Source organism: Natrinema thermotolerans, from assembly GCF_031165565.1.
Classification (GTDB): Archaea; Halobacteriota; Halobacteria; order Halobacteriales; family Natrialbaceae; genus Natrinema; species Natrinema thermotolerans.
The window spans coordinates 2,690,568-2,702,047 of the sequence record NZ_CP101873.1 but is presented as its reverse complement, the minus strand read 5'-3'; the positions used below and the strand labels follow the sequence as shown (position 1 = coordinate 2,702,047).

Here is an 11,480-nt window from a genome sequence, read left to right as displayed (position 1 = left end):
ATGAGACGGCGACGATGGCGGGCCGCGGTCGCCGCTATCGCCCTCGTCGGTGCGATCGCGATCTGGTTGCTCGCGACGCGGACTTTCCCCCACCACTCGCTCAACCACGACGAGGGCGTCTACCTCCAGCAAGCGGCGATGTTGCTCGAGGGGCAACTGTTCGTCCGGCCGCCGGTCGAGGAGGCCTTCCGCCCCTGGTTCTTCGTTGCGGACGGCGACCGGCTCTATCCGAAGTACTCGCCGGTGCCCGCAGCGATCTTCGCGCTCGGGAAGATTGTGGGCGGCTACCGGCTCGCGCTGGCTGGGATCGGCGTAGCCGTCCCCGCGCTCATGGCGCTGGTCGTGCGCGAGGTCTTCGACCGGCGGACGGGCCTCGTGGCCGCCGTCGCCGTGTTGTGTTCGCCGCTGTTCCTGATCCAAACGGCGGTGTTCTTGCCCTACGCGCCGACGGCGATGCTCAATCTGGCCTTTGCATACGCCTACCTCCGGGCCGACCGGACGGGGGACCTGCGGGTCGCGGGCGTGGCCGGCGTGGCGATCGGGCTGGCCTTTTTCGCACGGCCGTACACGGCAGTCCTGTTCGCCGCGCCGGTTATCGCCCACGCCTGCTGGACGCTCCGGCGGGATTTCCGCGGGGCCGTTCCCCGACAGGCTGCGACGGCGGCGTTCGGGCTGGCCGGCGTTTCCCTCGCGCTCGGCTACAACGCCGTCGTGACCGGATCGGCGCTTGTGTTCCCCTACGAGGCGTTCGCCCCGCTCGACGGGCTCGGGTTCGGCCGTCGGCGCATCCTCGAACACGAGATCGAGTACACCGTCGGGCTGGCGCTGCGGTCGAACGCGCTGGTACTGCGGTCGTTTTTCACCGAATGGGTCGTCGGCGGACTGCTGGGCGCGGGGCTGGCCGCGGTCGGACTCGGGCTGACCGTCCGCCGACGCCTCTCGCCACGCGCGGCGATCCTCGCTGGACAGTTACTGACGATTGCCGTCGGCAACGTCTACTTCTGGGGGAACTTCAACGTCCTCGGCGACATCGACCGGGCCGGAACTGGACTGATCGCCACGCACGGCCCCTACTACCACTTCGATCTCCTGCTCCCGGTCGCGGCCTTCGCGGCCGTCGGCGCGCTGGCGCTGTTCGACGGCGTTCGCCGTCGCGCCGATCGATCGCTGTCGCCGGAGCGCGCACGCGCGGTCGTCGTCGCGGTGTTGCTCGTCAGCGGGCTCGCGGTCGGCGGCGTCACCGCGACGACCCTCGAGGGGAAACTCGAGCGAAACGAGGCCATCACCGAGACCTACGATCGGGTCTACGACCCGCTCGAGGACGGGACGATCGAGGAGCCGGCGGTCGTCTACCTGCCGACGCCGTACGGCGACTGGCTCGGGCATCCGTTCCAGGCGCTTCGCAACGACCCCGGGTTCGACGGGGAGCGCGTCTACGCCCTCGACGAGCGGCCGTTCGACGTGGCCGACGCCTACCCCGACCGCTCGCTGTACCGCCTCGCGTATCGGGGGGCCTGGGCTCCACAGGCCAGGTCGCCACAGGGAGCCCGGCTCCAGCGGGTCGACCGGGTCGCCGGTGAGACGGTCTCGCTGAACGCGACCGTCGGCGTCCCGGAAACGGCCGGCGGCGTTAGCGCGACGATCACGACCGACGAGGAGAGCGCCACCTACGTCGCCGACGATGTCTCGAGTCCGTTGGCGACCCGAGTGGTCGTTACCGACGGCGAGGCGCGGCTGCGCGGCGCGGCATGGGGGGCCAACAACTCGGTCGCCGTCGACGAACGCGACGACGTGATGCTGACCGTGTTCGTCGATCGGGGGCCCGGCAACAGCTTCAGTTACCGGCTCGAGCTGCCGGTGGAGGCGGCCGAAAACGGAACGACACGGGCGCTGACACCCAGGGTCGAGCGGTGTAGCGGGATCCGCGACTGTGGCGGCGAAGCGGCGTATCTCCCCGAGAACGCGCCCGACGGCATCTTCGTCCAGACCGAACTCACGGCGCTGGATCGGAACGGGTCCGACTATAGTAGCCGCTGAAAGTCATTGCACACCTGATCGCACGACAGCGTTGCGATCAGTGCGTAAATCGTTTCAGCGGCTACTATAGAACGAGCAGGTACGTCGACTACTGGGTCGGCCGGTGTGGGAGTTCTCGAAGCCGTTCCTCGAGTGATACTTTGACGATCGAGCGGGCGATCTCGGCCCCGCCTTTGAACGGGTCGAGCTTGGTCTGGCCGGCGCGCTCGCGGTACTCGATCGGGTGTTCGCGGACGTCGTAGCCGCGCATCAGGGGCCGGATCAGCAGTTCCGCCGAGAGGCCGGTGTTTTCCGTCCACTCGATGTCCTCGACGACGTCGCGCCGGTAGGCCCGCATGCCGGTCGTGGTGTCGTGGACGCGGGTGCCCATGAGGAGGCTCGCGACCGCGGCGAAGGCGTGGTTGCCGAGGCGGTTGAGCGCCGGCATCGCGTCCGCGCCGTGATAGAGCCGGTCGCCGCTGACGACGTCGTAGCCGTCGTTGATCAACGCGAGAAACTCCGGAAGTTGCTCCATCGGATAGGTGTCGTCGCAGTCGGTCGTGACGACGATCGGCCGGTCGGGCTCTAAGACGGCCGCGCGCACGGCGACGCCGTACCCCTGTGGCTCCTGTTCGATGACCGTCGCGCCGTGGTCGCGGGCGATTTCGGGGGTTCGATCCGACGAGCCGTCGACGCAGACGACCTCGGCCGTCCCGTCGGTGACCTCGTCGATGTCGGTCAGTACTTTGCCGATCGCTTCCTCCTCGTTGTACGTCCCCATGACGACGCTGACGTCTTCGAAGGTGTACTCCTCGTCCGAACCGTCGGTCGTCGCGGGCTGGACCCCATCACTCATTGCCGGTACTCTCTGCGCGCCGTATTTATGCGTTTAGGTTTGCCTAAAACAGTCGGGACACCGGTCCCCGTTCGTCGGGGCGGGATCGGTCAGATCCAGTCCTGCCGACGGAAGTAGACGAGCATCAGTCCGGCAACCGCCCCCATCCCGAGCATGACCGCCGGATAGCCGTACGTCCAGTAGAGTTCGGGCATGGCAAGCGGCGTCTCCGCGAAGTTCATCCCGTAGATCCCGGCGACGAACGTCAGGGGGATGAAGATGGTCGCGACGACCGTTAGCGTCTTCATCACGTCGTTGGTCGACTGTGAGACGGCGTTGAGATAGATATCGCGGGAGCCACCGGTGAGGTCGCGGTAGGTCTCGATGAGATCGACGACCTGCACGAGGTGGTCGTAGACGTCGCGGAAGTACTTCTCGTTCTCGTCGGCGACCTCCGGAATGTCGCCGCGGGAGAGCGACGAGATCGCCTCCCTGGCCGGCCAGGCGACCTTCCGGAAGGCCAGCAAGTCCCGGCGGACGTCGTTCAGGTCCTCCAGTATCCGTGGCTCCGGCTCGTCGAGAACGCGCTCCTCGACCGCTTCGATGTCGTCCTCGATCTCGTCGAGAACGTCGAAGTAGTCGTCGACGATGGCGTCCATGAGCCGATAGGCGAGGAAGTCCGTGCCGCGGTTCGCGACCCGGCGTTCGTTCTTCGCCCACTGCGTGGCCGACTGGTCGACGACGTCGATGTCGGTCGTCGACATCGTCACGAGCCACCCCTCGCCGATGAAAAAGCCGACAGTGTGGGTCCGGATCTCCTTTTGCAGCGCGACCTCGTCGCGCTGACTGAGGCTGACGGTCTTGAGGAGAACGAACGTGTGCGTTTCGTACTCGGCGGTCTTCGGCCGCGTCTGGTCGTCGATAACGTCGTCGACGGCCAGCGGATGGATTCCGAGCCGATCCTCGAGCGTCTGCAGTTCGTCCGGTTCGATCCCGGCGGCGTGAACCCACGTCTCCCCCGGTGCGGCGACTGCGGCCGCCGGATCGTCGTATCGCTCTATGCCGTCGTCGGCGTAGACCATGGCGCGAAGGATCATGTCTCGCCCCCGGTCGCCGACGACCGTGCGATCGCGACGAGCGTGAACCCGACCATGATCGCGGTCAGGGAGAACGCTCGACCGGCATACGCGACGGAAATCCCGACGACGTACCCGACGACGCCGACGGCGGCCACCCCGACTCCCGCGAGCCGTACCCGATTCATAGCTCCCCCATCGGCTGCCGCTCAAAAGAAGCTGTGGTGTGGACCGCGTTCGGGAACGCCGAGCCGGATGGCGTTCGCCGCCGTTACGCGGCCTCGAGGACGTGGTCGGCTGCCTTCAGCGCCAGCGCCGCGATCGTCAGCGTCGGGTTCATCGCCCCGCCGGTCGGGAAGACGCTGCTCGAGGCGATCCAGCAGTTCTCGAGATCGTGGGTTCGCAGGTCGGGGCCGACGACGCTCTCGGCCGGCTCCGACCCCATCCGGGTCGTCCCCATGTGATGGTAGGCCGGCCCCGTCCCCTCGGGCCCGGCCTGCCAGGTGATCTCCGCACCGAGTTCCGCGAGGATCCGTTCCTGAATCTCGTTGACGCGCTCGATCGTCTCGAGCGCGCGATCGCCGACGGTCCAGTGGACGTCGGGCACCGGATTACCGTGATCGTCGGTCGTCGAGGGATCGAGCCCGACGTAGCTGTCCTCGCGAGGGAGCTGTTCGACGAGGCCGCCCATGCCGATGTGGGTGCCATACGCCGAGCGGAGTTCCGCGAGCAAGTCGTCGCCCCAGTCCGCGCCGTCGCTCGAAAGGGCCATCCCGGCCGGCGAGGGGCCGTCGTAATTGAAGAACTCGAGCTTGAAGGGAGCCTGTTCGGCGTCGGCCTCGTCGTAGAACTGGTGGGACTCGCTGGTGAGGAAGCCGACGTGGTTCTGCCGGGTGGGTTCGTCGAGGACGCCGCCGGTGCCCGCGAAGAGGTGGTCCATGAAGTACCGGCCGACGAGCCCGCTCGAGTTGGCCAGCCCGTCCGGATAGTGACTGGATTCGGAGAGCAAGAGCAGGCGCGGTGTCTCGACGCCGCCGCAGGCGATCACGAAGGCGTCGGCTGACTGGCGGTGGCGCTCGCCGTCCGGCGTCGCGTAGACGGCCGCCTCGATCGCGTCGGGCCCGTGTTCGAGTCGCTGAACCGGCGCGCGGTCGATCACCGTCGCGCCCCGTTGCTCGGCACGCTCGACGTGGACGGTCGCGTCGTACTTCGCGCCGGACGGACAGACCGGCTGGCAGGTGCCGTAGCCGACGCAGGCGCTGCGGTCGTCGTAGCCCTCCGAGTTGCGTGCGTTGGGCACCGAGTGCATCGCGATCTCGAGGTCGTCGCAGGCCTCGGCGAACAGCGAATCGCTGTAGGAGGGCGGGAAGGCCGGCATCGGATGGGGCTCCTCGCGGGGCGGCGCGAAGGGATTGTCGTCGGCCCCCGCCACGCCCAGTTCCCGCTCGGCCGCGGCGTAGTAGGGCCGCAGGTCTTCGTAGTCGATCGGCCAGTCGGTGCCGACGCCGCGGGCGCTTTCGGAAGCGAAGTCGTCCTCGTGGAGCCGCATCACCATCCCCTGCCAGTGCAGCGTCGAGCCGCCGACGCCGCGGGCGCGGGCGTGGTTCAGCGGGTAGAACCGCTCGCCGGTGGACTCGTAGGCATCCCGCTCCGGATCGCCGTCCCAGACGTCCGGGCGGTCGTAGGCGGGACGGATCGCGCGTTCCTGCCGGGCGAGCCGATCGTCGGGATCGAACCGCGGCCCGGCCTCGAGGATCACGACCTCGCGGCCGGCCTCGGCGAGGCGGTCAGCGACGATTCCGCCGGCCGGCCCCGCGCCGATGACACAGACGTCGGCGTCCCTGACGGGGGTTCGGTCGGCGTCGTCAGTGGTCGGTACCGCCGAGCCGGCCGGCGGCCGGTCCCAGCTCACGCGTTCGGCCCCCGCTGGTAGCTCCCGGTCCCGCCCGCGTGGCCCTGCGGATTCTCGAGGCCGACCAGCTCGCCGCCGGTCGGCGAGGCATACAGCGCCAGCAGGAGGTCGTTGACGACGTAGTACCGGACCCGTTCGCTCGCCGTCCCCGACGGGTCCTCGTCGGCCTCGTCGGCACCCACGTTCCGCAAGACCTGGTCGCGGTCGGCGACCGACAGTGCCGTGAACCCATCGTCGAACCACACCCGCGCATTCTCGTCCAGTTCCGCGACCGCCGCCTCGAGCCCTTCGACGTGGGCCCGGTCCGCGAGTCGCCCCTCGAGGAAGGCCGCGACGAACGGGTCGATCCCGGATACCCTGCTCGGGTAGACGACCTCGGCGGCCGCGACCAGCGTCTCGCGGAGGCGATCGACGTCGACCGGTTCCGAACCGGGCGGGGTGACACAGCCCGCCAGCGTCCCCCCGACGCCGAGCGCAGACAACGCGGCGACCGCGTCCCGCCTCGTCAGTTCCATGCGGGAGGATTAGGCAAGCCTAAACCATATATTCGTTGGAACGGGACGGTCGCGCGGCCGTGGGACGGCCGCCGTCACACCGTCTCGACCGGGTCGACCAGCGACGGCTCGTCCGTCGCCGGGTCGTTGACCGCCGTCGAAACAGGATACGCCGTCATCCCGTCGGCCGACCGGGGCTCGAGCAGTTCCCGACCCGCTTCGCCCGACAGCCACCGCTGCTCGTCGTCGGGGTCGAGGATCACTGCCATCCGGTGATGAAGGTCCGCGACGAGGTCGTTGGGCTCGGTCGTGACGATGGTAAACGTCTCGAGGGGGCCGGTCTCGGTTCCGCCCTCGAGGCCGCCGCCGAAACTGTCGAGTCCGGTCTGGGTCGCGTCCGGCTCCCAGCGCTCCCACAGCCCCGCCATCGCGAACACCCGCTCGTCCTCGAAGGCGACCCGATAGGGGCGTTTCCCGCCGTCGGATCCCCGATCCGACGAGGATCGCGAATCGCCGATTCCCTCACCGTCTTCGGTCTCGACCCACTCGTAGAACCCGTCCGCGGGGACGAGACACCGCCGTCGCTCGTAGGCCTCGTGAAAACTCGGCTTCTCGTCGACGGACTCGGCCCGCGCGTTGATCAGCCCGTCACTGTCGTCGTCGGCCCACGACGGGACCAGCCCCCACTCGAGGCGTCGAAAGACCTCGGGCTCCTCGTTCGTGATCACCGGCAGCTTCTGGCCAGGTGCCATGTTGTACCGGGGTTCGAACCCGGAGTCGGAAAGCCGGGCGTCGAACCGCGCCTCGAGGTCGTCCCCGTCGACGGTGAGCGTGTAGCGACCGCACATACCCGATCCTCGGCCCGACGGCCCAAAGGGTTGTCCGGTCGTGGCTCGCCGGCCGCCGCGGCGACGGGGTGTCAGTGGCTCCCTCGAGCGACCGGCCGAACGGATTTGGGGCGGTAGGAAGCCGTTACTCCGGCCGAACCGCCGGGTACGGACCGCGTTACGATACCCGATCCCGGTCGACTCCTCGATGGGGTCAACATGGACGATCGATACGAAATGGTGGTGTGTCAGCGCGGCGCGCTCGAACTCCGAGATCCTGACGACCCCGACTGCTGGATCGCGACCGAATCCCCTGTCGAGATCGAGCGGTAACGCGCTCCGGTACCCCTACCCGTTTTCCGCCGTCGGAAGAAATGACTCGTGAGCCGTCGGGTCGCCGTCCGCTCGCGACTCGAGCGCGATCAGTTCCTCTCGTTTGCGTTTCGCCGACATCGCGACTCGCTCGGCTACGCGTCGCTCGTAGCAACTGAAATCACGAAAACGCCAGGACAGGGATTTGAACCACGCCCAGACGATCGCCTCGCTTCGCTCGGCGCTGCGACTGGTCTGATTCAGATCCCGACGTTGTGTTTTCGTCGCTCACGAAGTTGTTCGCGACAAAAACGCCAGGACAGGGATTTGAACCCTGAATCCCAAAGGGAACACGCTTTCCAGGCGTGCGCCTTACCGTTCGGCCATCCTGGCTCACGCTATCCTAACCGCGTCCCTCGTTTAACCCTTACGAGATCCGTCGCCGCGCCCGCGGTCGAGCGCCCACGCGGCGATCCGGGGCTCGAGCAGGTACGCTCCCAGCCCCGCGCCGATTCCGACCGCGGTCGCCAGCGCTACCGCGACCGTGAACCGTACGAGCGGTGTCACGAGCAGGGCATACCCCTGCACGAGGACCAGAAACGCCAGTCCGCCGACGAGCCCCCACAGGACCGCCGACTTGGTCCGCGGCCCGATCCCCATCTTTCCGGCCGGATAGCCGCTCACGCGACGCTCACCCGGTTCACTCGAGGTCGGCGACGGCTTCGATCTCGATCCCGACGCCCTTGGGGAGGGCGGCGACCTCGACGGCGCTTCTGGCCGGCGGCTCGTCGTCGAAGTAGTCGGCGTAGGCCTCGTTCATGGCGTCGAAGTCGTCGATGTCCTCGAGGAAGACGGTCACCTTGAGGACGTCCTCGTAGCCGCCGCCGGCCTCGTCGAGGACGGCGTCGAGGTTGTACAGCGCCTGTTCGGTCTGGGCCGCGATGGGCTCGTCGTCGAGCAGTTCGCCGTCGGCAGTCATGGGGATCTGGCCGGCGGTAAACAGCAGCGAGCCGTTGCTGGTCGCCTGACTGTAGGCACCCACGGCAGCGGGCGCGTCGTCGGTCTCGATGATTCGTTTCATGTCCAACACCTCGGACCGAGACGGCTTAAAAGCGGGCGAAATCCCCGGCCGATCGCAGCCGGGGAGGTGCCGTCCACAGACATCGACTCCCGGCGATCACTTGGTCGGAATTTAATTCCATGTTTCTCACATTTTGCCCGTATCTACACACCACCTCGAGTATCGTATGAACACTCAACACGGTCTACGGAGTCGATCCCGGGCTCTTCGCCGTTCCCCACAACGCATCCACGACTACTGTTGACACACCCTTTCCCTACTCCTTGTGTCTAAAGGTGAAGAGATACGTCGTTATCATCACTATAATACCCAGAGAAATGCCACCAGGAATCGGTGGCGGTGGCTCTACCATTAGCAACGTCGCGAGTACGGAATACCCGAGAGCGGATAAAACGCCGGCAAGAACGGCAGATTCACTACGGGATAGATTGTCCGCCCAATCGTCAATATGATCGTATATTTGTCTCATGCCCCATAGTCACTACTCGAGTATATCTGAAATAAATTTTCGAACGTCCAGTTGAGCCAGTTTGAGGAGCGAGTAGGTCTCAAGTTTTGGCGATGTTCGCAGACCCGCTCAACGACTGCCACGCGGTAGAAGTTGATGGACACGCGTCGCTATCGTTATCGAGCGGAGTATACCAGGCACTCACGCTCTCGTCGCCAGTGGGTCGGTGATTACGGCTCGCAACGGGGTCGTTGGAGAACAGTCGCACTTCGTCCGTCGTCGCGCAGTTCGAGCCGTTCACCGGTATCGGTTTCTCGGGACCGATCGGCAGACTGTCGACCCCCGAAACGTCCCCGCCGGGCTACCGGGCTAGACCGGAACACGACGACCAGTCCCGCTCCATCAGAACGGCGATCGTGATCGGGCGACGGATCGCTCGAGGCCGTTCCTCCCGATCAGGCCAGCACGTCGACTTCGTAGCCCGCGTCCCGCAGCGCCGACAGGAACGCGTCGACGTGGTCGGGACCGCGCATCTCGAGTTCGATCTCGACTTCCGTGTCGCTCATCTCGACCTCGCGGGAGGTCCGGTCGTGGTGGATCGCATAGATGTTCGCCCGGTGGGCGGTGAAGACGTCGAGGAGGTCCTCGAGCGCGCCGGGGCGGTCTTTCAGCACGGTCCGGATCTTCAGGTAGCGGCCGGTCTCGACGAGGCCGCGGACGATGACGTTGGTCAGGGTATTGAGGTCGATGTTGCCCCCACAGAGCGCGGGGACGATGACCTCGTCCTCGGCGTAGTCGAACTTCTCGAACAACACCGCGGCGAGCGCCACCGCGCCCGCGCCCTCGACCACCGTCTTCGAGCGCTCGAGCAGGTAGACCAGGGCGACGGCGATCTCGGGGTCGGAGACGGTGACGACCTCGTCGACGTACTCCTGAATGTGGGGGAAGGTCTGCTCGCCGACGCTGCGGGTCGCGATCCCGTCGGCGATGGTATCGACGCCGTCGAGCGAGACCCGCTCGCCCTTCTCGAGGGATTTCGCGGCGCTGGAGGCCCCATCGGCCTGGACGCCGATCACGCGGGCCTCGGGCTGTTGCTCCTTGATCGCGGTCGCGATCCCGCTGATGAGCCCGCCGCCGCCGATCGGAACGACGACGGTTTCGACGTCGGGACAGTCGTCGATGATCTCGAGGCCGATGGTGCCCTGGCCGGCCATGACGTCCTCGTCGTCGAAGGCGTGGACGTAGGTGCGGCTTTCCTCGCGTTCGATCTCGTGGGCGCGTTCGGCGGCCTCGTTGTAGTCCTGGCCCGCGAGGACGACCTCCGCGCCGTAGTTCTTGGTCGCTTTGACCTTCGAAATCGGCGCGTGTTCGGGCATGACGATCTTCGAGTCGACGCCGGACCTGGTGGCCGCCAGCGCGACGCCCTGCGCGTGATTGCCCGCACTGGCGGTGACGACGCCCGCGTCCTTCTGGGACTCGGAGAGGGTCGCGATCCGGTTGGTCGCCCCGCGGATCTTGAACGAGCCGGTCCGCTGGAAGTTCTCCAGTTTCAGCCGGACGTCTGCTCCGGTCATCGACGAATATGTGTGTGAGTGTTCGAGCGGCGTGTGCCGAGAGGTTTCCCGGACCCGCTCGCGTGCCTCGAGAATATCCGAGAGTTCGAGCATACCCCCGACTACGGGACGTGGAGTGTAAGGATTTCTGTCAGGGAACGGGGAGCCCGTGGGGCCCGCCCACCCCCAACAGGATGTGTTGCCAGTCGGGCAACACGACAGGGAATACAGGGAATGCACGGCGTGTGACGTGCGACTGGAGAAGGGGACCGTGACCATATAAATCTCATGCACCCGCAGTGAAAGTGAAACCACACGAAGGCGGCGGGTTAATCACCGCGTCAGACGGAAGGACGACGGGTGTCATTCGCGGTTCCGAACGACGACATCGGCCCGCGAAACGAGCCGGCGAACGCGGTCGCCGAACGGGCCGTCACCCGGCCAAGTTGCATCGACCGCGAGTCGTGCCGGGTCGCCGACGTACACCCACGACCGCTCGGTCGTCGCGTCGGCGGCAGTCACCCGATCCGACGCGATACTCGAGCCGTCCCGCCGATCACCGTCGGCGTCAACGGACGGGACTGCGACCCGGACGTAGAGCCCGCTCTCGACGCCCTCGTAGCGGTCGAGGGACGCGAGGGCCGCGTCGCCGACCGCGAGCAACCGACCGTCGACGCTGCCGCCGGGAACGAGCGTCGGATACCGGCCGTCGACCCGCTGAAGCCCCTCGAGCGTCGCGTGGCCGACGAACAGCCGGGCTGCCGCCGCGGGCGTCGTCTCGAGAACGGATGCCACCCGTTCGGGGTCGGTCAGCGTCCCGTAGACGAAGACCGTCACGGGCTGCGATTCGGCCTCGAAGGACTTGCACGTGCCGCCTGGGACCGGGATGATCGTCTCGCGGGACGTTCACCCTAAATTACACAAAG

General features: G+C 67.0%; 11 protein-coding genes and 1 tRNA gene. 1 reads left to right on the top strand and 11 read right to left on the bottom strand.

All coding sequences use genetic code 11. The features are described from left to right. Entirely contained in the window at positions 1–2,037 is a 2,037-nt protein-coding gene (locus tag NP511_RS13925) for an ArnT family glycosyltransferase (protein WP_049965984.1), read from the top strand. Between the two features lie 88 nt (positions 2,038–2,125). Here NP511_RS13925 and NP511_RS13920 read toward each other — a convergent pair whose 3' ends face one another. The 11 genes from NP511_RS13920 to NP511_RS13870 form a co-directional block, all read right to left on the bottom strand. Next, complete coding sequence (locus NP511_RS13920) at positions 2,126–2,872, bottom strand: dolichyl-phosphate hexose transferase (RefSeq protein WP_049965983.1); 747 nt, start codon at positions 2,870–2,872, stop codon at positions 2,126–2,128. Between the two features lie 89 nt (positions 2,873–2,961). Next, positions 2,962–3,948, bottom strand: coding sequence for a magnesium/cobalt transporter CorA (corA, locus tag NP511_RS13915; RefSeq protein ID WP_233274346.1), 987 nt, complete (start codon positions 3,946–3,948; stop codon positions 2,962–2,964). Further along, the gene (locus NP511_RS13910; protein WP_162834896.1) at positions 3,945–4,115 is read right to left on the bottom strand and encodes a hypothetical protein; all 171 of its coding nucleotides are present in this window, start codon (positions 4,113–4,115) and stop codon (positions 3,945–3,947) included. The genes corA and NP511_RS13910 overlap by 4 nt, the downstream gene beginning before the upstream one ends. Positions 4,116–4,198: 83 nt before the next feature. Further along, positions 4,199–5,839, bottom strand: a complete 1,641-nt coding sequence (locus NP511_RS13905) for a GMC family oxidoreductase (RefSeq protein ID WP_049965981.1) — start codon at positions 5,837–5,839, stop codon at positions 4,199–4,201. Next, on the bottom strand, positions 5,836–6,354 hold the full coding sequence (locus tag NP511_RS13900) for a gluconate 2-dehydrogenase subunit 3 family protein (RefSeq protein ID WP_049965980.1): 519 nt from the start codon (positions 6,352–6,354) through the stop codon (positions 5,836–5,838). The genes NP511_RS13905 and NP511_RS13900 overlap by 4 nt, the downstream gene beginning before the upstream one ends. Positions 6,355–6,428: 74 nt before the next feature. Beyond that, positions 6,429–7,181 carry an SOS response-associated peptidase gene (locus NP511_RS13895; RefSeq protein ID WP_049965979.1) on the bottom strand — a complete coding sequence of 251 codons (753 nt, stop codon included), beginning with the start codon at positions 7,179–7,181 and terminating at the stop codon, positions 6,429–6,431. A gap of 603 nt (positions 7,182–7,784) precedes the next feature. Continuing rightward, a tRNA-Ser gene (locus tag NP511_RS13890) sits at positions 7,785–7,865 on the bottom strand. Positions 7,866–7,892: 27 nt separating this feature from the next. Further along, the gene (locus NP511_RS13885; RefSeq protein ID WP_084158293.1) at positions 7,893–8,156 is read right to left on the bottom strand and encodes a DUF7981 family protein; all 264 of its coding nucleotides are present in this window, start codon (positions 8,154–8,156) and stop codon (positions 7,893–7,895) included. A 16-nt stretch (positions 8,157–8,172) separates the two neighbouring features. After that, positions 8,173–8,553 carry a Rid family detoxifying hydrolase gene (locus NP511_RS13880; RefSeq protein ID WP_006651147.1) on the bottom strand — a complete coding sequence of 127 codons (381 nt, stop codon included), beginning with the start codon at positions 8,551–8,553 and terminating at the stop codon, positions 8,173–8,175. A gap of 903 nt (positions 8,554–9,456) precedes the next feature. Continuing rightward, the gene (ilvA, locus tag NP511_RS13875; RefSeq protein WP_049965978.1) at positions 9,457–10,668 is read right to left on the bottom strand and encodes a threonine ammonia-lyase; all 1,212 of its coding nucleotides are present in this window, start codon (positions 10,666–10,668) and stop codon (positions 9,457–9,459) included. A 249-nt stretch (positions 10,669–10,917) separates the two neighbouring features. Continuing rightward, positions 10,918–11,391 carry a gamma-glutamylcyclotransferase family protein gene (locus tag NP511_RS13870; protein ID WP_049965977.1) on the bottom strand — a complete coding sequence of 158 codons (474 nt, stop codon included), beginning with the start codon at positions 11,389–11,391 and terminating at the stop codon, positions 10,918–10,920. Between the last annotated feature and the right edge of the window lie 89 nt (positions 11,392–11,480).